General features: G+C 38.3%; 17 protein-coding genes, 2 pseudogenes and 3 riboswitches. Of the genes and pseudogenes, 1 reads left to right on the forward strand and 18 read right to left on the reverse strand.

The features are described from left to right. Window positions 1-136: 136 nt before the first annotated feature. The 16 genes and pseudogenes from LDX58_RS15875 to glyA form a co-directional block, all read right to left on the reverse strand. A complete protein-coding gene (locus LDX58_RS15875) occupies window positions 137-1087 on the reverse strand; it encodes an SMP-30/gluconolactonase/LRE family protein (protein ID WP_227937797.1) in 951 nt (316 codons plus the stop codon). 494 nt (window positions 1088-1581) lie between these two features. Further along, complete coding sequence (locus LDX58_RS15880) at window positions 1582-2541, reverse strand: formylglycine-generating enzyme family protein (protein ID WP_227937798.1); 960 nt, start codon at window positions 2539-2541, stop codon at window positions 1582-1584. 266 nt (window positions 2542-2807) lie between these two features. Beyond that, window positions 2808-4952 carry an ATP-binding protein gene (locus LDX58_RS15885; RefSeq protein ID WP_227937799.1) on the reverse strand — a complete coding sequence of 715 codons (2145 nt, stop codon included), beginning with the start codon at window positions 4950-4952 and terminating at the stop codon, window positions 2808-2810. Window positions 4953-6012: 1060 nt separating this feature from the next. Beyond that, a complete protein-coding gene (purU, locus tag LDX58_RS15890; protein WP_227937800.1) occupies window positions 6013-6882 on the reverse strand; it encodes a formyltetrahydrofolate deformylase in 870 nt (289 codons plus the stop codon). Window positions 6883-7071: 189 nt separating this feature from the next. Next, complete coding sequence (gene lpdA, locus LDX58_RS15895) at window positions 7072-8472, reverse strand: dihydrolipoyl dehydrogenase (protein WP_227937801.1); 1401 nt, start codon at window positions 8470-8472, stop codon at window positions 7072-7074. A 495-nt stretch (window positions 8473-8967) separates the two neighbouring features. Then, window positions 8968-9183: an aspartyl-phosphate phosphatase Spo0E family protein gene (locus LDX58_RS15900; RefSeq protein ID WP_227937802.1), complete on the reverse strand. Its 216-nt coding sequence runs from the start codon at window positions 9181-9183 to the stop codon at window positions 8968-8970. A gap of 270 nt (window positions 9184-9453) precedes the next feature. Further along, window positions 9454-9644, reverse strand: a pseudogene (locus LDX58_RS15905) (pyridoxal 5'-phosphate synthase lyase subunit PdxS); the annotation flags it as partial. 20 nt (window positions 9645-9664) lie between these two features. Further along, a complete protein-coding gene (locus tag LDX58_RS15910; RefSeq protein WP_227937803.1) occupies window positions 9665-9970 on the reverse strand; it encodes an iron-sulfur cluster biosynthesis family protein in 306 nt (101 codons plus the stop codon). Window positions 9971-10008: 38 nt separating this feature from the next. Beyond that, window positions 10009-10887, reverse strand: a complete 879-nt coding sequence (lipA, locus tag LDX58_RS15915; RefSeq protein ID WP_227937804.1) for a lipoyl synthase — start codon at window positions 10885-10887, stop codon at window positions 10009-10011. Between the two features lie 122 nt (window positions 10888-11009). Beyond that, window positions 11010-12494 carry an aminomethyl-transferring glycine dehydrogenase subunit GcvPB gene (gene gcvPB, locus LDX58_RS15920; RefSeq protein ID WP_227937805.1) on the reverse strand — a complete coding sequence of 495 codons (1485 nt, stop codon included), beginning with the start codon at window positions 12492-12494 and terminating at the stop codon, window positions 11010-11012. Beyond that, entirely contained in the window at window positions 12487-13839 is a 1353-nt protein-coding gene (gene gcvPA / locus LDX58_RS15925) for an aminomethyl-transferring glycine dehydrogenase subunit GcvPA (protein ID WP_227937806.1), read from the reverse strand. The genes gcvPB and gcvPA overlap by 8 nt, the downstream gene beginning before the upstream one ends. Before the next feature lies 1 nt (window position 13840). After that, window positions 13841-14236, reverse strand: a complete 396-nt coding sequence (gene gcvH, locus LDX58_RS15930) for a glycine cleavage system protein GcvH (RefSeq protein WP_227937807.1) — start codon at window positions 14234-14236, stop codon at window positions 13841-13843. A gap of 155 nt (window positions 14237-14391) precedes the next feature. Next, window positions 14392-15507 carry a glycine cleavage system aminomethyltransferase GcvT gene (gcvT, locus tag LDX58_RS15935; RefSeq protein WP_227937808.1) on the reverse strand — a complete coding sequence of 372 codons (1116 nt, stop codon included), beginning with the start codon at window positions 15505-15507 and terminating at the stop codon, window positions 14392-14394. Between the two features lie 13 nt (window positions 15508-15520). After that, on the reverse strand, window positions 15521-16402 hold the full coding sequence (gene sdaAA / locus LDX58_RS15940) for an L-serine ammonia-lyase, iron-sulfur-dependent, subunit alpha (protein ID WP_227937809.1): 882 nt from the start codon (window positions 16400-16402) through the stop codon (window positions 15521-15523). Continuing rightward, complete coding sequence (locus LDX58_RS15945) at window positions 16402-16917, reverse strand: serine dehydratase beta chain (RefSeq protein WP_227937810.1); 516 nt, start codon at window positions 16915-16917, stop codon at window positions 16402-16404. Before LDX58_RS15945 ends, sdaAA begins: the two co-directional genes overlap by 1 nt. Before the next feature lie 16 nt (window positions 16918-16933). Beyond that, entirely contained in the window at window positions 16934-18184 is a 1251-nt protein-coding gene (gene glyA, locus LDX58_RS15950; protein WP_227937811.1) for a serine hydroxymethyltransferase, read from the reverse strand. A 250-nt stretch (window positions 18185-18434) separates the two neighbouring features. Continuing rightward, a riboswitch (glycine riboswitch) is annotated at window positions 18435-18537 on the reverse strand. Between the two features lie 325 nt (window positions 18538-18862). Between glyA and LDX58_RS26770 the strand changes: the two genes are divergently transcribed. Further along, window positions 18863-18952: a cupin domain-containing protein gene (locus LDX58_RS26770; protein WP_372459216.1), complete on the forward strand. Its 90-nt coding sequence runs from the start codon at window positions 18863-18865 to the stop codon at window positions 18950-18952. 325 nt (window positions 18953-19277) lie between these two features. On the opposite strand, the gene LDX58_RS15960 is transcribed toward LDX58_RS26770, so the two are convergent. Together LDX58_RS15960 and LDX58_RS15965 are read right to left on the reverse strand one after the other, a co-directional pair. Further along, window positions 19278-20702: an alanine/glycine:cation symporter family protein gene (locus tag LDX58_RS15960; protein WP_227937812.1), complete on the reverse strand. Its 1425-nt coding sequence runs from the start codon at window positions 20700-20702 to the stop codon at window positions 19278-19280. 250 nt (window positions 20703-20952) lie between these two features. Beyond that, window positions 20953-21235 (reverse strand): annotated as a pseudogene (locus LDX58_RS15965) (amino acid permease); the annotation flags it as partial. A gap of 292 nt (window positions 21236-21527) precedes the next feature. Beyond that, window positions 21528-21591: riboswitch (glycine riboswitch) on the reverse strand. A 3-nt stretch (window positions 21592-21594) separates the two neighbouring features. Further along, window positions 21595-21696: riboswitch (glycine riboswitch) on the reverse strand. Window positions 21697-22371 lie beyond the last annotated feature (675 nt).

The following is a 22371-nucleotide window of genomic DNA, read 5'->3' on the forward strand; positions in this document are numbered from 1 at the left end:
CCTGTTAAAATTTTCTCGCGTTCACCTTTCTCTCAGGTATCGTTTTAACGTTAAACCTTGAATTTAAGCAGTATTGTACAATTACAACAATCCCATAAAAGCGCTTTCAAATTAATTCGTAAAGGGTAAGATAACTCTAACTCGTTCCTGCTGTTTCTCGAAATGCAACTGGTGCATACCCACCCACTTTGAGATCTACTGCAAATAATCGACCAGCTAATGGCTGTTTCGCTCGTTCCTCTTCTGGCAATAGCTCAAGTGCCGTTGTAATAAACAATGTATTTAAATTCTCACCACCAAACGTACATGATGTTACATGAGTTGTTGGCAGAGTAATCGTATCAATCCACTGCTTTTTAAACGGATCGATTTTTGCTACCATTCCACCTGTAGGATTCTGTTTGCCGACTTTACCACTCTTAAATAGAGCCACCCATAGCATGCCTTCTCGATCAATCGTCATGCCATCTGGAAACCCTTCTAACTGTTCAAATGTATAAACATTCTCTTCGTTTTCTATTTTCCCAGTATCAGGATCATAGTCAAAGCGAGCAATACCTTGTGTGGCTGAGTCTACGTAATACAAAATATTTCGCTCACGATCCCAATCAAGTCCATTTGAAACAGTGATCATATCTTTCGCTTTATGAATATCTAAGTTTGTATCTACTCGATATAAAAGTGCATTTCCTCCAGTAAATTCAGAAATGATTTCCTCCTTGAACAACTTAAAATCATCATTAACTGACCCTACCCAAAGCCTACCTCTAGAATCACATTTGGCATCATTTAATAGCAATTTTTCGTTTAGACCATTAGGTTTTATAAAAGGTTGCAATGTTTCTTCATCCATGTTAAATAAATAAAGCCCGTCTTTCATCACGACAATCAGTTCATCTTTCGAATACTTAACCATTGATGTTACTGGTTCTGGAAAGTGATAGAATTTCTCTTCTTCTGTTGTGAGATCCGTTGCAATTATTTTCTTCTTTGCAACATCAACTCGAAATAGGCACTGATTATCTTGATCCCAAAATGGACCCTCCCCAAAAATAGTTAGCTCTTTACCTACTACTCTTACTTCCAAACTAATCACCTCTCTCCAACCTCATTAATAACTCTAACAATACTTTCCACCATTGATAGCATTGTTAACAACAATGACACGATAATAATCAAAGTGTATGTGATAGCGCTTTCAATTTAAAGAAGAAAAACCATTCAATTTTCAGTGAATTTTCATTAATTTTTATTGGATTTTTATCAAAAAAAGAGAAGAGACCTTTATTCTCAAGGAGTCTTCTTCAAATTTATCAATACTTTTCATTTTTAGAGCTTGTTCAAAACCCCCATGTTTTAGCAAATACCACGATGAATGAAAACTAGGACTTACGCCTTAGCTTTCGTATAAAAAGGAATATCCTCTCTCCTAATGCGGCGTTGCAATGGCTTCACTCACTGCGCGTCGATCCGAGAAAACCACTCGGATCGACTTAAAACATTGCAGTGGCTTCGCTCATTGCTTCGAACTTGTTCAAAAAGGGAAAACCGCCCTTTTTGAACAAGCTCTTTTATTCTATTTTAAACATCTACTACACAACGGAAGCCCATATGTCCTGAAGAGCTGTCTGGTGTATTAGAAGTTCGCGCTGCAATTCTGTATCGATTGCAATAAGATTGGTGACACAGGTAAGACCCACCGCGAATGACTCGGTTTTGTCCTGTTATCGGTCCTTTTGGATTAAATGAACCTCCCTGTTGCTTGATGTTCGTTGTAAACCAATCAGAGCACCATTCCCACACATTCCCAGAAACATTATAAAGACCATAGCCGTTTTTGAAATAAGACTTGACTGGTGCGGTTGCAGCATATCCATCCCCCATGTCGTTCTGTAAGGGAAATTTACCTTGCCAAATGTTGCAATGGTGAATTCCATTTGGTGTTAGTTCATCGCCCCAAGGATACTTTTTCTGCTCTAATCCACCTCGGGCCGCAAACTCCCATTCAGCCTCTGTCGGAAGTCGTTTTCCCGCCCATCTGCAATATTCCTGGGCATCGTTCCACGATATATGAACGACAGGGTGATGTAATCGCTCGATAATGGAAGAATCAGGACCCTCTGGTTGTTTCCAATAAGCACCTTCCACCACCCACCACCACGGGGTAGACTCCACTTGCTGTGTGACAGTTGATTTTACTTTGTCACTAACAAATTGATAAAAAACGAACGACCAGCCGTATTGTTCAGCATCTGTTTTGTACGACGTTTCATTTACAAATTGTTGAAATTGTTCGTTCGTTACAGTGTCAATCCCTATATAGAAAGGATCTACTCTGATTTCTCTTACTGGGCCCTCTCCATCAGCTTGAAACCCATCAGCTGCATTCGTTCCCATTAGAAAGTTTCCTCCAGCGATGTACACCATATCGTCCTTATTTACGGTTTGGTTTGAAGAAGAGTAAATATTATGGTTAATCTTCTTGGACTTAGGTTCAATTTCTAACCGACTAACTGCACAACAGCTTTTTGATTTATTCATTCTCCATCCCCCTAACAAAAGCACAAATAATTATTAAAATAAAATTGCTAGTTTAGTATATAGTGCCGATAAATTGCTAGATTGTCAATAATATTCAGATAACTTCATCCTCAGATCTCAATTACTTTGTATGTTGTCTTATAACCTCCCATATTTCAATAAAAAGTTTGTTTTAAGTAAGTTGACAATTTATATTTAATTATTTTAATATATGTAAAAAAATAAGCACTCCAAAAATGGAATGCTTCTAGGTTCCTGATAACGTCCTATTTATTTTTCACTGGTAAAATCACATCAACTGTCGTACCTTGATTTTTCTCACTAGAAATCTTGATTCTTCCATTATGGTGTTCAATGATGCGGTAACTAATCATTAGACCTAAACCAGTACCTTTTTCTTTCGTTGAATAAAACGGCTCACCTAATCGTTCAATTCGTTCTTTGTCTATTCCCATTCCTTGATCGACAAAACGAACTATAATATGGCTGTCGCCTTCCTTCTTAATTCGAACCAGAATCTGACCACCGTTTACCATGGACTCGATTGCATTTTTTAAAATATTTACAAACACCTGTTTTAATTGATTTTCCTCACACCATATATTCGGAATACTGGAAGCAAATTCAGTCGTAATTTGAACATTATTCAAATTTGCTTCTGACTCAAACAAGTCAATAATCCTTTGACAGACTTCTCTGATATCCTTTATTTCACGCTTTTCAGCTTGTGGCTTTGACAAGACCAACATTTCACCAATAATTAATTTAATTCGCTCAATCTCAGACAACATGATATCGAAATATCGCTTTTCTTCATAATTTGGCTTAATGAATTGCAGAAAACCTTGAATACTTGTTAGAGGGTTCCTTATTTCATGAGCTACACCTGCGGCTAATTCTCCAACAGCAGATAGTTTATCGGACTTTCTAATAATTTCCTCTGCTACTTTCCGATCAGTAATATCATTGGATATGCATAATACATGAACATCCTTGGATCCGATTGAAATCAGCGGGATCTTAGTGGTTTGTACCCATTTCACGTTACCGTTTTTATCAATTAAAACCTCTTCCTCTACGTAGTGATCGTCGAGCTTATTAAAAATCAATCGATCTTCCTGTAAATGCTTTTCTACTTGTTCCATGTTAGGGTTAAAATCAGCTTCGGTCTTTCGTAACATTCCCTCAACAGTTGTCCCGTAAAACGTCGCATACGAGTGATTAGCTAACATATACTGCCCTTTGCTATTTTTCGCATAAATAAAGTTAGGACTTGAATCTATAATTTTTCGAAGGAACTCTCTCTGTTCGATTAAAAGTCTTTCCTTCGTTTCAATATTCTCATTTGCTTCTTCTATATACTCAGCCATTTCATTAAAACGCTTTGATAATTTACCAATTTCAGTATTATTAATCTGTTTAACATTCATCCTCTTACTATAATAGCCTTGAGCTACTTGACCTACTGCTATTTCTAATTCCTTAATTGGCTTAATAATTTGTCTAGTATACAGAGCTGTAAAAATAGATAGAAATAAGAATAACACAAATGAAAGGTAAAATAACGTGTCCTGAAAGGTCTTAAAGTATATTTGTGTGTACGAAACAGGAACCTGTGCAACCACACCCCAGTCAAGTATAGGGATATACCGATAGGATGCTAACATCGGAATGTTATTTGAATTTATTACTTCTTCATAACCTGATTGTTTCTTTAAAACCTTTTGAACAACAAGATTTGAGCTTTCATCCTCACCAATTCTATCAGGTAAAGGATGAGACAATAGTCTCCCATGTTTATCTACAATATAAGCATATCCATCACCAATTCTAATATTGTTAATGATTGAACTAAAAATGGGGTTATCTTCAATTCGTATGATTAGGTTAACTACGTTAAGAACCTCGCCTTGCTCGCCTAAAATTGGAATAGCAACAACTAATACGAATCTACCCGTAACAGCTGAAACTACATTACTTATATAAATTTCTTTCGTTTCGATTGCTTTTTGAACATATTCTCTGTCTTGAAAGTTTTGATCTCTTAACACTTCTTCTAAATCCTCTGGATAGTATTTCGTGATCTGACCACCCGTTTCAACAATTGTTGCACTATCTATAAACGAAGAATACTCGACAATTTGTTCTATTTGATTATGAAGCTGCGAAGAATTACTATCAACAGAATTAGTTTGAATAGACCGGCCCAATTCCTGTAAATCTATTATTATCGTCTTTATTTGATCTTGTAATCTTAATACTGTTTCATTGGTTATATCTTTATATTTATCTTTAGCTATTTCAGGTAGAACTGCTTGTGACATAAAAAAAATCAGCCCTAACAACGCAAGCATAATCAATAAATTAATGACGAATATCTTCCAAAACATGAGTGACTTTAATGTTTTCAAAAAAGAACCTCTCCCACTTTAACTTATTAATTACTATCGTAGACGATATTGAGCAATCAATCTAGTTTTTTGTAGTATAAATATCACAATAGTAGAATACTGTTAACAGGAATATTTATAACTAGAATTACAAGTGTATTTTGCAAGACAAATGAGCAAGAAGGAGATTTCGAATGTCTATTTCATCAGATCCTCTAACTTATAATAAGTCTATCCCTACGCATTTAAACATGTTTTCGATAAAAGTCCGTTCGCGAAGATACTACTAGCCTCCTGTTGTCACGGTAGCTGCTGTAATGAATCTCTCATCAGTCACCGTGTAAGGTCGCATTCATCACACTGATCTACATGACTGATAATTTAGAGCGCGATTCACGTCGGATCATAGATCTGATTGAACCCTAGAGAATGTGGCATCCCTGGCACACTAAAAATGAATCTCTCGAAAGCCCTTCGAGAGATTCATTTTTAGTTGTTTCATGGGTTTTAGAACTAGGAACCCCAGTACCGATAAAAGCAAGATGAAATTGTGTGAATTTATAACGAGTTAGTCAGCAATACCTAAATAGCACTTTGATAAAAAGAATAGAAGAATTGCGAGTAATGGAAGAGAAATAAGTGTAATATAAAAACCTATGCCGCCAATGAAAAAACGAATAACCAAAATGAAAATGAATAAAAAAAAGGGTACCCGTTTAATTAATATTTTCTTTGATTTTGCAGCCTGCTCTTTTTTGCACTAAAACTGTTTATACTGTACTAATTTTAGGAGCTATTAAAACAGAACTGAACTGATCCTAGTTAAGAAAAATCCATACCCAAAAATAGCTAAAGCAACGTTAAATACATGTTCAGTTACTACCAATGACCCTCATCTCCCCCTATCTTCCTTATTTATCTCTTTTCAGGCTCTTATCATACACTGCGTGATCACTCAAACAGGGAGAACCATGAAAAGCAGCAGCCATGACTTTTTTTGAAAAGCGCTTGGCTGCTTTTGTATCCTTCTATTTATTAAGACAAAAGCTAATCTTTCCCAGAACCACAGTATAAAGTCAACTCATGTAAAGACGATCGTTTTATTACCGTGAACAAGTACTTTATCTTCAACATGCCAGGAAACGGCTTCGGCAAGAACCCTTCTTTCCACATGACGTCCGGCAATCTTTAAATCCTCTGCTGTATAGCGATGATTAATCCGCTGTACATCTTGTTCAATAATTGGTCCTTCATCAAGATCATTGGTTACATAGTGTGCAGTTGCTCCAATTAACTTTACTCCGCGGTTAAACGCTCTCACATAAGGATTTGCTCCAACAAATGCTGGTAAGAAAGAGTGATGGATGTTAATAATTTGGTTTTGATAATTGGAAATGAAATTAGGGGAAAGAATTTGCATATATCTTGCTAGAACAATAAAGTCTACTTTCCCTTTCAACAGTTCTAATGCTTTCTGTTCGCCATTTTCTTTCGTTTCTTTAGACATTGGGATATGATAAAAAAGGATTCCATAACTCTCTACTACTTCTTTTAAATCAGCATGATTACTAATCACCATAGGGATTTCCACTGGAATTTCTTTAGATTTCCAGCGCAAAATAAGCTCCATAAGAGCGTGATCCATTTTGGAAACAAAGATTGCCATTCGTTTCTTTTTTTTATTACTACTCAACTGCCAATCCAAATTATAATTCCTAGCCAGCACATGTAGGTCACTTTCAAGTTGTCCAAACGAATAATCAAAGTCCTCTAAATCAAAATCGATCCTCATAAAAAATACACCTGCTTGCGGATCTGTCGTATGTTGGTCAAAATGAACAATATTAGCTTTATGCTCTAATAAAAAGTTAGTTACAGTCGAGATAATACCAGGCTTTTCTGGACATGAAATTAATAAATTCGCACGGTTGTCATTTACTTTTGTATGCAATGCCTTTCCTCCATCCTTTAGGGTTGTACTTAAAATGTTAAAAAAATAAGGGGTGAAATCCGCCTTCATATAACAGAATAAAAAGTACCAACATCATTTATATGAAACGTATATCATAAGTCTAGTTTCCATTAGAACAATACTGATAGCATGTTTAATATGGAGTTCCAATATCCTAAATTCTTCTCACTAAGCATGAATTTCCTTGCCATATACTGCTAGTGCTGCTTCACCAATTGCTTCTGATAATGTTGGATGGGGGTGAATTGTATGAGCAATATCCATAGCCGTTGCATTTAATACTCGAGCAAGACCTGTTTCGGTAATCATATCGGTTACATGCGGTCCAACCATATGCGCTCCTAACAGCTTATTAGACTCTTCTTCAACAACAAGTTTGACAAAACCATCTGATTCACCAAAAACAAGAGCCTTTCCTATTGCACGGAAGGAAAATTTCCCTGTCTTTACTTTATAACCTTTATCCTTTGCCTCACCTTCTGTTAATCCAACACTCGCCACTTCCGGACTGCTGTATACACATTTTGAAACAAGAGTCGAGTCAAGTGGTGTAGGATTTTCACCTGCAATATGTTCAATTGCGATGATTCCTTCATGTGAGGCAACATGAGCAAGCTGCAATCCGCCAATCACATCACCGATTGCATAAATGTGTAATTCATTTGTTTGATAATACTCATTTGTTTGAATAAAACCGCGCTCCATTTCAATCGTAGTATTGTTAAGGCCAACGCCTTCTACGTTTGGTAATCGCCCGACGGATACTAATAGTTTTTCTGCTGAAAATGACGTTTCTTTCCCTTTATGCTCCGCCTTAATCGAAACACACTCACCTTTTTCTAACGTTTCTGGAAGTACCTTTGCCCCTGTTACGATTTTAACACCCTTTTTCTTCATTAAACGCTGTACTTCCTTTGAAACATCTTTATCTTCTGTCGGTAAAATACGATCTGCATATTCAATCACTGTTACTTGTAATCCGAAGTCAACGAGCATCGATGCCCATTCGATTCCAATGACACCGCCGCCAACAATGATAATAGAATCTGGTAGCTCTTCCATTTGCAGTGCTTCATCTGATGTCATCACATATTGCCCATCCGCTTCTAGGCCGGGGAGTGTTCTTGGACGGGAACCTGTTGCAATTAAAATATTTGGGGAGTTTAGTATGATTTCCCGTTCTTCATTGTTCATTTCCACTAAAACATTTCTAGACTCTAAAATACTTCCTTTACCCTCAAAAACATCAATTTTTCCTTTTTTCATTAAATGTTGAACCCCTTTAAATAAGCGAGTCGTAATTTCTTCTTTCCGAGCCTGTACTTTTGAGAAATCAAGTCCAACTTCAGGGGCAATGACACCAAACTCTTCTGCATTTTTTGTATTAGCATACACTTCTGCACTTCTTAATAATGCCTTACTCGGGATACAACCAGCATGAAGGCATGTTCCACCGATCTTTCCTTTTTCAACTATTGCAGCTTTTAAACCTAATTGAGATGCACGAATAGCAGCAACATATCCGCCCGTTCCGCCACCAATAATGACAACATCATATTCTTTTATCAATTTATGACTCTCCTTTTGTGTTTAATTTGAAAAACATAGAATACAGAAAAAGGGTAGTAAAAAACGTGTGATGGCCTTCTTCGTCTTGAAAATTTTCCCTAACATTTCCATGCACAGAGATTAGACCTTACGAATTAAAAAGTTTACTGTAAGAGCGTGTTCAAAAAGGTGCTCTATAAGACTTGCAATGGCTCCGTTCGCAACTCGTCTTACTATGAGAAACCCACTCATAGTAAGACTTTTAAAGATGTAGCGACTACGCTTATTTCTTCGAGTCTGTTCAAAAAGGGAAAAAACCTCCCTTTTTGAACAGACTCTGTAAGACTTTTTAAAGACCTCACTTTTCATTTACAATAATCACTTACAAAAAAAGATGGTTTACTAGATTAAATAAAATATAAGTAGAGAATGATTCTTATTCACCCTTTTCGAAAGTCATTTTGAACACTTCACTAGGTTTGAAAGCGACGAGTTGTTGGTTCCACAATTTATTCTTTAATCATGTTTGTCATTCTGATAGCGAGACGTTCCTGTTTGTAAAGGATGAATTGTATCTATCATTTTTTGCAACATGATCATTTCCCTATCTAATTGTTTGCTGATTTTTATTACATCTGGATCAGAAATGTCTTTATTCCTTGCCAATTCGTACATACCCTGTCGATAGTCTTTTATGCTCTTTTTTAAATCTAGTGCATTTTTCAAAATCATTGACCTTTTTCCTTTCTACCATTTATTGCACTTTTTTCATGTAGAAACTCTAAGCAAACTTCATAAAATGAATACAATTTTTTCATCATCCATTTTTTTGTCACTCTAACAACCAAATCAACACTATTCTTCACACAGCCTTTGGAAAGAAGGTTTATATTTCCGACAATAACGATAAAAAGACTCGGGTATAATGAAAAGAGAACCTCTTGAACTCTTCTTAGTCTATTTATATCCTACCAACCTCGTTCTTGCATGCGATTTTCTACTTGGTTCACCTTTTGTACGAAGCATGGCAGGTCTTCAGCAATACGACGAGATGCTTCTCCAAGATCGCGACACCCACAAACGATTGGAACCGTAAATGTATTTTTATTTAAATGAAACTCCTCATTTGCCAGAGTCAGTTCACTCTCATCAAATGTAGTCGACATCCATGCTTCTAGTACACGAGCTTCAACTTCATCTTACCTTCCTTCCATTAATCTATTTCAATTGCACATGCACTTGATGCAAAGCTTTCTCCAACTAAAAATCCGTGTTGATCCGTATAATCAATTTGCGTCTCATCACCCAAATAGCGTTTTGTAAAACGATCCATTCGAATTTGAATTCCTTGATGTTCAATAACCGTATCGTTTCGTCGCGGTTCGTCAAAAACAAGCGTAAACTTGACAGACATCCCACATCCACCAGCTACATCGGCGTCAATCCGAGGCGATTGTTCTTCCTTCAACTCCATTACTTTTAGCCTGTTCAATGCCACCTCTGTTAGTGTAATAACCATCGAATCTCTCCTTCTCGCCAACGTTCTACCTTTCATGATTACACGCTCGCTTTTACTGCCTGAACCTGTTCATCAGCATGATAGGAAGAGCGAACGAGCGGACCTGCTTCACAGTGACTAAATCCTTTTAACAATGCAATTTTTTTCAGTTCGGCAAATTCCTGTGGACTCCAATATTTTTGGACTTTCAAATGACGTTTGGTTGGCTGTAAATATTGACCTATTGTCATAATGTCGACATCGTTAGCACGAAGATCATCTATCGTTTCTATAATTTCTTCTTTTGTTTCACCAAGACCAATCATAATGCTTGATTTCGTTGGAATATTGGAATTCATTTGTTTTGCGAGTCTCAAAAACTCAAGTGAACGTTCGTATGTTGCACGTGCACGAACTTTCAGTGATAAACGTCTTACGGTTTCAATGTTGTGATTTAAAATATCTGGCCTTGCATCCATTAATGTTTTTAAGTTGTTATATTCCCCATTCATATCGGATGGAAGGACTTCAATGCTGCAATACGGATTGCGGCGTCTCACTGCCCGTACCGTCTCCGCAAAAACTCCAGCCCCTCCGTCTTTTAGATCATCACGAGCAACGGCAGTAATCACGACATGCTTTAAGCCCATTTGCTCCACTGATTCAGCAACACGTTCTGGCTCTTCCCAATCAAGCTCTGTTGGAAGCCCTGTTTGAACCGCACAGAATCGGCAGGCACGAGTGCATACACTTCCTAAAATCATAAAGGTTGCCGTTTTACGTACAGCCCAGCATTCATGAATGTTTGGGCATTTCGCTTCTTCACAAACCGTATGAAGCTTTTTTTCACGCATCATTTTTTTTAAGCCCGTATATTGTTCATTCGTATTTAATTTTATTTTTAGCCATTCTGGCTTGCGAACATAATCAATAGACATATCTTTCACTCCTATGAACAGTCAGGATGCTTTTAGTTATTTTAAACCACCAAGAATGACATTGTGAGAGATTTATTTTCTCTTTTAACTTCATTCCCAGTGGTTCATGTTCAATCATTCGTTTAAGACTTTACGGTTTCTCTCTCTACCGCTTCCTCTTTTGTATAACGCAAGATTGGTTGTCTTGCTGCTTGTACTTCATCTAATCGGCCAATGACCGTTGTATGCGGTGCCTCTACTACGATAGCTGGATTTTCTTCCACTTCTTTCGCAATTTGAATCATCACATCTGCAAAGGCATCCAAGGTTTCTTTTGACTCTGTTTCGGTCGGCTCAATCATCAAACACTCCTCTACATTTAACGGGAAGTAGATCGTCGGTGGATGGTAGCCAAAATCAAGCAGACGTTTTGCCATATCGAGTGTTCTAACGCCAAGTTTTTTCTGTCTTGACCCAGATAAAACAAATTCATGCTTACAAATTTGTGAATACGGTGCATCAAAATACGGCTCAAGCTTTTTACGAAGGTAATTCGCATGAAGAACTGCACTCTCAGATACTTGACGTAATCCAACAGGTCCCATCGTACGAATGTAAGTGTACGCACGAACCAAAATACCGAAGTTCCCATAATATCCTTTTACACGACCGATTGAAAGTGGGTGGTTAGAGTTTAATACATATTTGTCACCGTCTTTTTCAACCCGAGGTACTGGTAGGTATGGAATAAGTTTCTCATTTACACCTACTGGACCAGCTCCAGGACCACCGCCTCCATGTGGCCCAGTAAACGTCTTATGAAGATTTAAATGCACGATGTCAAAGCCCATTATTCCAGGTGTTGTTTTCCCTAAAATCGCATTTGAATTTGCACCATCATAGTACAGTAATCCGCCTGCTTCATGGATCACATTTGCAATTTCCACAATTTCTTTTTCAAACAATCCTAGTGTATTAGGGTTTGTTAGCATCAATGCGGCTGTATCACTATCAACATGCTTCTTTAATTCCTCTAAGTCGACTAGACCATCCTCATTGGATGGAATCGTGACCGTTTTGAACCCTGCAACGGTTGCACTGGCAGGGTTTGTACCGTGAGCTGAATCCGGAACAAGTACCGTTGTTCTTTTTTCTCCTTTTTGCTCAAGGTAGGATTTAACCATCATTAAACCGGTCCATTCTCCTTGAGCCCCTGCAGAAGGCTGTAACGTTACCGCATCCATACCTGTGATAACCGCTAACTCTTCTTGTAAATTATATAAAAGCTCTAATGCTCCTTGAACCGTTTCTTCTGGCTGATAGGGATGAATACGGCTAAAGCCATCTAAACGAGCTACATCTTCGTTAATTTTCGGATTATATTTCATCGTACAAGAGCCAAGTGGATAAAATCCATTATCAATCCCATGGTTCTTGTTAGAAAGCGCAGTATAATGGCGCACAAGCTGAAGTTCTGATACTTCCGGAAGCTCTGCTGCTTGATCACGGATCAAATGCTTTGGAAGTTTATCTTCTAAATTAACTGTGTCAACATCACTTTCCGGAAGGCTTGAACCGACACGGCCTGGGCGACTGATTTCAAAAATTAGATCATTATATTCAACCATTTACAACTTCCTCCAATACTTTTACAAATTGGTCAATCTCTTCTTTTGATCGTTGTTCTGTTACGGCGATTAACATTTGGTTATCAAAGCCATAATCAATTCCTAAGTCATACCCACCGATGATTCCAGCTTTAAGGGCTTTTTCATTGACTTCTTTAACCGGACGAGGAAGCTCCACAACAAATTCATTAAAGAATGGTGATTGATTCTTAATTTTAAATCCTTTTTCTTGTAAACGTTTTGCCATGTAATCAGCCTTCTCAATATTCAGCTGTGCCATATGACGAACTCCTTGATTTCCAAGTGCTGTCATACAAATCGAAGAAGCAAGAGCATTTAATGCCTGATTTGAACAAATATTTGATGTCGCTTTATCACGGCGAATATGTTGTTCACGGGCTTGCAAGGTTAACACAAATCCACGTTTTCCTTGCTCATCAGTTGTTTGTCCAACAATACGTCCTGGTATTTTACGCATGAATTTTTTACTAACTGCAAAATATCCACAGTGCGGACCACCAAAGGACATTGGTATTCCTAGTGGCTGCATATCACCGACCACAATATCTGCTCCAAGTTTACCTGGGGATTGTAACAGCGCTAGTGCAAGTGGATTTGCACTTACAATTAACAGCGCTCCGTTTGCTTCTGCAATCTTCTTCAATTCTGCTAAATCTTCAATCGAACCGAAGAAGTTCGGGTATTGAACGATTACTGCTGCAGTATCCTTACCAATTTGTTCCTGCAATTTCGCTAAATCTGTAGCATCAGTAGCAAGATCTACTTCTTCAACAGTGTACCCTTGACCTGTTGAAACCGGATTTATAATCGCACGGGATTCAGGATGAACCGCCTTAGATATAAGCACTTTTGAGCGTTTTGTTGCAGCAACGGCAAGTGACGCAGCTTCTGCAAGTGATGTAAAACCATCGTACATGGAAGAATTGGCCACATCCATTCCTGTCAATTCACAAACCATGGTTTGAAATTCAAAAATAGCTTGTAACTCACCTTGGCTGATTTCTGGTTGATATGGTGTATATGCCGTGTAAAATTCTGACCTTGAAATCATATGATCGACCACACTTGGAATGTAGTGATCATAGGTGCCCGCACCTAGAAAAATCGAGTAGTTATTGGCATTTTTATTTTGTGAAGAAAGCTGTTGCATTTTTTTCAAAAGAAGTGGCTCAGGTACTGCTTTCGGAATGTTTAGCTCACCATCTAAACGAATGTCAGCTGGGATGTCTTTAAATAAATCATCTATAGAATTTACATTTAAAAAAGAGAGCATTTCCTCTTGGTCTTGTTTCGTGTCAGGAAGGTATCTGTAAGTATTGGTCATTCTATTCCTCTCCTTCACTAATAAATGCTTGGTACTCATCTTCATTTAGAAGCAATTCTAAATATTCAGTATTTGACACCTCTACTTCTACTAGCCAACCTACGTCATATGGATTTTCGTTAATGGTCTCAGGAGCATCTTCTAAAACCTCATTTACACTTACTACTGTACCTGATACAGGTGAAAAAAGTTCTGAAACCGCTTTAACAGATTCGATCGTTCCCATCGTGTCATCTGCTGTTACTTCATCATCAACTTCCGGAGTTTCAACAAACACGATATCTCCTAACGCTTTTTGTGCATAACTAGTAATTCCAACTCGTACTTTATTTCCTTCTAATTGTAATACCCACTCATGTTCCTTGCTGTATAGTAAATTTGCTGTCGCTTTTGTCATTGTTTTTTCTTCCTTTCAATCGATAATATTTTTATGATTTTAAACAATTTAGGGTGTATGGGCCGTAACATACTTGCCGATTTATTACCTGTATGTAAGGTGATCCAACATCACCCATTTCTATTAAGATGTTCTCTATTAATATATGAAAATTTTTATGAACCTTTTTTATAGAACGGTGATCTGACAACAACGGCGTCAATCTTTTTATTACGGACTTCAACTTTTAGCTGCTTTCCCATTTCAGCATGTTCTGCCGATACCAACGCAAGCCCTAAGCTTTTCTTTAAAGAAGGAGAATGGGTACCAGATGTAATAAAGCCAATTTCCTCTTCACCCGCTGAAAACACTTTGTAACCGTTACGGGGAATGCCCCTTCCTGTTACTTCAATCCCTACTAATTTTCGTTTTAATCCTTCTTCTTTTTGAGCTTTAAGGATGTCTTTGCCAATAAAATTGCTTTCTTTGTTCGTTTTGACGGCAAATCCAATTCCGGCTTCAAGTGGGCTGATTTCGTTGGTGAGCTCTTGGCCATACAGGGCAAGACGTGCTTCAAAACGAAGAGTGTCACGCGCACCAAGTCCACATGGTTTTAATCCATCTTCCTTTCCAGCTTCTAGAAGCTTCCCCCAAAGTGCTTCCGCCTTATCCGTCGCTAAATAAAGTTCAAAGCCGTCCTCTCCTGTGTAACCTGTGCGGGATACGAGAACGTCTGTAACCCCATCCAAATTGACATGTTGAGAAAAGTGGAAAAAACCTATTTCTGATAAGTCTGTTTCCGTTAACTTTTGCAAAATGACTTCTGCCTTTGGACCTTGGATGGCAAGCTGCGCAATGTTACCTGAAATATTTTGAAGTGTCACATCTCCTTTTACATGCTGTTCCATCCACTCGTAATCTTTTTCAATGTTTGCCGCGTTAATCACGAGCAGATATTTTTCATTCTCCAACTTGTAAACAAGCAAGTCATCGACTGTTCCACCGTCCGGATAACACATCGCTGTATATTGTGCTTGATTAATCCCAATCTTTGTTACATCGTTTGTTACAAGGTAGTTAATATAGCTTTCTGCATCTTTCCCTTCAACGAGCACTTCCCCCATATGAGAGACATCAAAGAGTCCTGCTTCCTTTCGGACAGCCTCATGCTCTGCTAAAATGCTTGAAAACTGTACCGGAAGTTCCCAACCCCCAAAATCAATGACCTTTGCGCCGTATTTTTTATATGCTTCAAAAAGCGGTGTTCGCTTTAATACTGTTTCTGTACTCATTGATAACCTCCGATTAAGATCTCTTACGAAATAATTGTTCTTTTACCTTTTTACCTGTTTCGGTCATCGCAAGACCCCCAAGTGCTGTTTCTCTAAGTGTTCGAGGCATTTCTTTTCCAATCTTGTACATGGCCTCAATGACTTCATCACATGGAATGCGACTTTCCACACCAGCAAGAGATAAGTCGGCCGCTGAAAATGCGATTGATGTTCCAATTACATTTCGTTTAATACAGGGCACTTCAACAAGACCTGCAACCGGATCACAAACTAAACCTAAAAGTGATTTCATGGCAATTGCCGTTGCATTTACCGCTTGTTCAGGTGTCCCACCTTTTAATTCAACAATCGTTCCTGCTGCCATGGCCGTTGCAGATCCTACTTCTGCTTGACAGCCTCCTGCTGCACCTGAAATAAAGGAACGATTCGCAATCACATAACCAAGCATACTGGCCGTAAATAAGCCCATGACTAAGTCTTTATAGGAGGTCCCATCATTTTTATGCAATGAAAACAATACACCAGGCAAAATACCGGCTGCTCCAGCAGTTGGAGTTGCCACAATGACTCCCATCCGTGCATTACTTTCAGAAGTTGCCAATGAGTATGTCATTGCATCGCTTATATAATTTCCTGTTAGAGCTTTACCTTTCTTAACGTAATCATTCATTTTTACAGCATCACCACCAGAGATGCCACTTGGTGCTGTTGAACCATCTTTTGTGCCGCTATCAACTGCATTCTTCATTTTGATCAATCGCTCTTCCATCATGCTGATGATCGTCTCTTCATCTTTTCCCGATTTCTCTACTTCCATCATTAGCATGATTTCACCGATTGTTTTCTGTTCACGTGTACAAATCTCTATAAGCTCGTTCATAGACTGAACTTCCATCATAAACCCTTCAACACCGCTTCTTTTACATATGGACGGTAGCGAGTTGCAATTGTCGAAAAGTCATCACTTGTGCTTAAACGAATATCAAATTTTTCATCACCAATCATAAAAATTTTAGATAAACCGCCGCCAAGTGATGCACCACCTACTTTCACTTCACAATTCCCGCGTTTCGCTGTAACAATCGTTGTATTCGGATGGTCATAATACGGACAACTATCTTCAAACTGAAATTCGTAGTATAGTCCATATTGTGTAGTCAGCTCGATCGCTAATTTAATCCGGGAATCATCTGTATCCATTCCAAGCAATCCGCCAAGAAGGGCTTTATCTGTTCCATGGCCTTGATATGTTTCGGAAAAAGAATCGTAGAAAATAATAGTTGCCTTTTCTGGACGCCCGCCTACCAATTCATGAATGAATTTTCCAATCGATACAACACCAGCTGTATGAGAACTTGACGGCCCTACCATGATAGGACCGATAATGTCAAAACAACTTTGAAATTCCATCATGACACCCCTTTTCTTACACAGTTAATGGCTGTTCAAACAGTGGATACATACCACAAATGGCTTTTGTTGTTTCTTTTGCCTTTTCTAAAACAGCTAATTCTCCTTTGCTCTCCAAAACATCTGCGATGACTTTCGCGATCTGCACCATTTCTTCCTTTTTCATCCCACGTGTTGTTAACGCCGCTGTTCCCATGCGAATTCCGCTTGTCACAAACGGACTTTGAGGATCATACGGAATCGTATTTTTGTTGACGGTAATACCGGCTTCTTCAAGAAGCTTCTCTGCTTCTTTACCTGTTAAGTCCCAGGAGCGTACATCCAGCAGTACAATATGGTTATCTGTGCCACCAGAAACCAAGGTTGCACCGTATTTCTTTAATTCTTCACCAAGTATCGCTGCATTTTCGATAATTTGTTTGGCATAGACCTTAAAGCTTGGCTGTAATGCTTCTTGAAAGGAAATCGCTTTGGCAGCAATGATATGCATCAACGGTCCCCCTTGAATGCCTGGGAAAATAGCTTTGTTGATCGCTTTAATGATTTCGTCATCGTTTGTTAAAACGATACCGCCGCGCGGTCCACGTAATGTTTTATGTGTAGTGCTTGTCACAACGTCCGCATACGGTATCGGTGATGGATGAAGGCCTGCCGCCACAAGCCCAGCAATATGTGCCATATCCACCATCAGTTTTGCTCCAACTTGATCTGCAATTTCCTTAAAGCGTGCAAAATCAATTGTTCTTGGATAGGCACTTGCCCCTGCAATAATCAATTTTGGTTTTTCTTTTTTCGCGATTTCTTCCAACTCATCGTAATCAATCAAGTGAGTATCTTCTCTCACGCCATAGGACACAATCTCAAACCATTTTCCTGAAATACTGACAGGGCTTCCATGGGTTAAGTGGCCGCCATGTGAAAGGTTCATCCCCATCACTTTATCACCAGGCTGAAGCAGCGCGTAAAAAACAGCGAGATTTGCTTGTGCACCTGAGTGAGGTTGAACATTTGCATATTTGGCACCAAACAGCTTGGTTAAGCGATCAATAGCTGTTTGTTCCGCCACATCGACAAATTCGCATCCACCGTAGTAACGCTTCCCCGGATAACCTTCTGCATATTTATTTGTCATCACGCTTCCCATTGCCTCTAATACGTCCTGGCTTACAAAGTTTTCTGATGCGATCAACTCAAGTGTTTGATGCTGGCGATCTTTCTCCTTCTCGATTGCTTCAAAAATAGTTGAATCATTTTTTTGTAAACTCATTCATATGCCTCCTCTTAATTTTGTTCAGACTTCCTTTAGCTTTATCTAGCAACATATGTTTCCCTATCGTATTTCTTTCTCAAGAAAAAGATAGTAAAACCTTGCTATGTTACCCTTTTGTCCAAACAAAAAAGGACAGAGAAGGGTAACATTCCCTTCTCTGTCCTTTTTACCTGAGAGTTTAACTCTATCTACGATCGATAGAGTCTTCCCCTTTGGTGACGTATTATAAACGTGCTCTCCAGAGGTGCGTCCGGTTGTGGTTCCATCTACCTGAGAGATTTGTTCCAAGGGTCTTTTTGGAACTTGCTCCTTCGGTGGCTTGTCGCATTGCACTCTCCCACAACCGTCATCCGCTCATATTGAATTTTTGTTATCTTTAGAATAATTGGTAGAATGAAAAATGTCAAGATTTTTTGTAAACGTTAACAGTATCTTTTTTAAAATTCTTATTTTGTGAATGTCACATTATGGTCATCCAGTTGTTAGGAAGGATGATCGAACTCACTCTACTTTTAATAACTTGAAAATAGAGCATTTAACGTCTAAAGGCTGATTACCAATGATGCTAGTTGAATTTCCCCCAGTGCTTCAATGGGAGAAGCCAATGCCCATGAAGGCTAGAAATGTCATTTAGTCTTGGAGGGAAAAATCCTTGCAGAACAGGGTGAAGGCTCGGTGATCATTGAAGAAGGCGATTCCTTCAGTTGGAACGCAAGTGTACCGCATTTCGTTAAAAATATTGTGGATGGAAAACCGTTGTTTTAATTTCCATCTATTCAAATACTGAGCTTAATGATGTTTTCTAGGCACTGTCTATACGTTAATTTTATATCTAGCGTCCATCCTTACTGTATGGCATTCCCTTATAAGTAAGAGAAACGGAGACGAAGACGGCTGATCATTCATTCTTCTTTCTGTTCCTTAACTTCAATTGTTTTATGTTGAGTCTGGAGTATATTAATCTTCACGAAAAGCTTCTTCTTCGCGCTCGTACGACATATCAATACTTAAGGTGACTACCTAAAGTATACAATTGAGTTATATCCCAAATAAAAAGGTTCTGCCTAAAATAGCAGAACCTTCTTTCGTATTAACTAACTTTTTTCTCTACAGAACCTGCGATTTTCGCATTTTCATAAAAATTAGTGAAGTAATCATTTGTCTCAGCTACGACGACTTTCCAAAGAAGGAGAAGTGCAATTAAGTTTGGAATCATCATCAAAGCATTGGCCATATCAGCAAACGCCCAGACTGTTGCAAGATTTGCAACTGTACCAACACCACAAGCGGCGATGTAAACAAAGCGGTAACCTGCAATTCCTTTAGAGCCAGCTAGATACTCAAAGCATTTTTCTCCATATACATACCAACCAACAATCGTTGAAAAGCCGAAGAAAATGACCGATAATGAAACAATATACTCACCAACTACACCAAGAACAGAGGCAAACGCTGCACTCGTTAATGCACCACCTTCAAGTGTTGCGTCATGAGTTACGCCAGAAAGTATCCCACCAGATGGATCCCAGAAACCTGTAATGAGAAGCGTTAAACCAGTCATCGTACATACAATAATCGTTACGATAAATGTACCAGTCATTGCTACGAGTGCTTGTTTAACAGGGTGGTCAGCACGTGCATTACCAGCTATTAATGCTGCTGTACCAAGACCTGCCTCATTTGAGAAGATACCACGAGCGACTCCGTTACGAATGGCCTCAGATACAACAACCCCTAGGAAACCACCGGCTGCCGCTATAGGATTAAAGGCATAGTGAAAAATTAATTCAAAAGCTGGGATGATCATATCGTAATTTAATATAAGAATTAAGATTGCTCCACCTATGTAAAGAAACGCCATAATTGGAACAAAGAAACTAGCAACCGTACTAATACGCTGGATCCCACCAAAAATAATGACACTAACAAGTACAACTAAGATTAAGCCTGTTATCCAGTTTGCCATACCAAAGCTATTACTTGTTACATCAGCAATGGTATTGGACTGCACACTGTTTCCGATACCTAAAGCAGCAAACGCACCAAATAAGGCAAAGGTAATCGCAAGTAATTTATATTTTTTCCCAAGCCCGCGCTCGATGTAATACATCGGACCACTTGAATATTCACCTTGGTCATTCTTCACACGATATTTTACAGCAAGCAATGCCTCTGCATACTTTGTAGCCATCCCTAGTAAACCAACAATCCACATCCAAAAAATGGCACCAGGGCCACCAAGTGTGATAGCTGTTGCGACACCAGCAATATTTCCGTTACCAATGGTCGCAGCAAGTGCCGTCATCAGCGCTTTAAAGTGACTTACATCCCCTTCAGCAGCTGCATCCTTACTATCTTCTTTCCCAAATCCAATTTTAAATGCATAGATGAGACGACGAAATTGCAACCCTTTTAAAACAAACGTTAAAAATAAGCCTGTTCCAAATAATAAAATTAAACTGGGTGGACCCCATAATACGTTATTGATGTTTCCTAATAATTCTAAAATACCCATACCATCACTCCCTATAGATAAGGCTTTCAATAAAAATCAATTAAACCGTCTGTGTTATTCTAACATTACGATATATGCTTTTTTGTCAATACACAAAATGTAAACTCTTCACTTGTATTTTGTGAACAAATACTATTTTCCTATATAGAGAAGAAGGAGTTTTCATATATGAACGACACAAAAAGCCAATCATTTTTTCGTCAATTTGATTCGTTAGAACAATTTGTTAATGCGATTAGCAGCAAAACTAGTAGGTCCAACCAGTGATAAATGCTGCCATATTACCTAAATAGTCTCTTTACAAAGTCAACAAAAGAATGCTATTCCAAATTGCTTAAGAGTAATTCTTCAAATGCTTACATGATTAAAAAGCAAATGACGCCTGTAATCATGTAAGCAAATAAAATCGATGGTCCTGCTAAATGAATAGATTTTCCTGCTCCAAGAAATAATCCCGTTCCGATTGCCCCCCTAATAGCGATTAGTTGTACGTGCCTGCTTTTTAGGCCTCTCTCCAATTTTTGTTCCTGCACTGATTTCCCACTGCCTAATTTTCATTGAAAATTAAACATATTATCAGTAATTCGACAAAAAAGCGCTTACATTTTTGAATACAATAAATACTAAATATTTTGAAAAGATAAAGGTAATACAATTAAACTATTGCAATCTGATCATGAATAAGGTAAAAGTTGCAGTCAGGAAAATCGAAAAGAAAGACTCATTCCTTAATAGATTTCATAGCACAATCCTCCTTTTTGCGTTTGTGCTATCTTCCCCCAGCATAAAAAGGACAGAGGAAAGATAGGTGTTCTCCTATCTTTCCTCTGTCCTTTTACCTGAGAGTTTAACTCCTTCGGTGGCTCGTGGATCATGGCTCTCTCCAGAGTCGCGTCCTATTGTGGTCCTTTTACCTGAGAGATTGATACCCAATTTTTTGGGACTTACTCCTTCGGTGCTAAACAATGCGTTTAGTCTCTCCCACAATATTCATCCGCTAGTATGCAATTAATTTATATATTAGTCCATAGTAAGGTTAATGTCAATTCAATATTCAGAATTGACTTATTATTTTAAATATATATAACTCAACTTTCACAGTTAAATGCTAGCTTTAAAGCCCTATAATAGCTCCGCTAGTCTCTAATTTTACATAAATTGTTTTTATTCAACTCAACTTCCGCACTTGAATTTAGGCCTCTATGCTTGTGCTGACTTTGATATAAAACCGCAAACAAAGATGAAAAAAATAATAATACTAAGTACTTGTATCTCAAATACAAATTCAATACCTTCTACTCCAAATAACCCTCCAACAAAAAATTGATTCCTTCATTTGCATAATCGATATTTGCTACGAATCCTAATGTTAACCATTGTAAAATGCAAATCTGTTTACTACTTCAAAACTATAAAGGCAAAATCGAGTAGGAGGGGGTGATTAACCCCCGACCTCTCACACCACCGTACGTACGGGTCCGTATACGGCGGTTCAATAAGTTAAGTGTGTTTAGAATATATTGAGGAATATAGTCGGGTTAGGTTAAGCAACCCAACTCGTTCAAGAAGTTTATTTGGAATAGTTGTGTGTAGAATGAAGCTGTTAGATATGTGCCAGTATCCTTTTCTTGTGTTTGCCCACTCCCAAGCCTTTTGCTTGGGGATTTTT

The organism is Alkalihalobacillus deserti (genome assembly GCF_020734105.1).
Taxonomy (GTDB): domain Bacteria; phylum Bacillota; class Bacilli; order Bacillales; family Bacillaceae_D; genus Halalkalibacter; species Halalkalibacter deserti.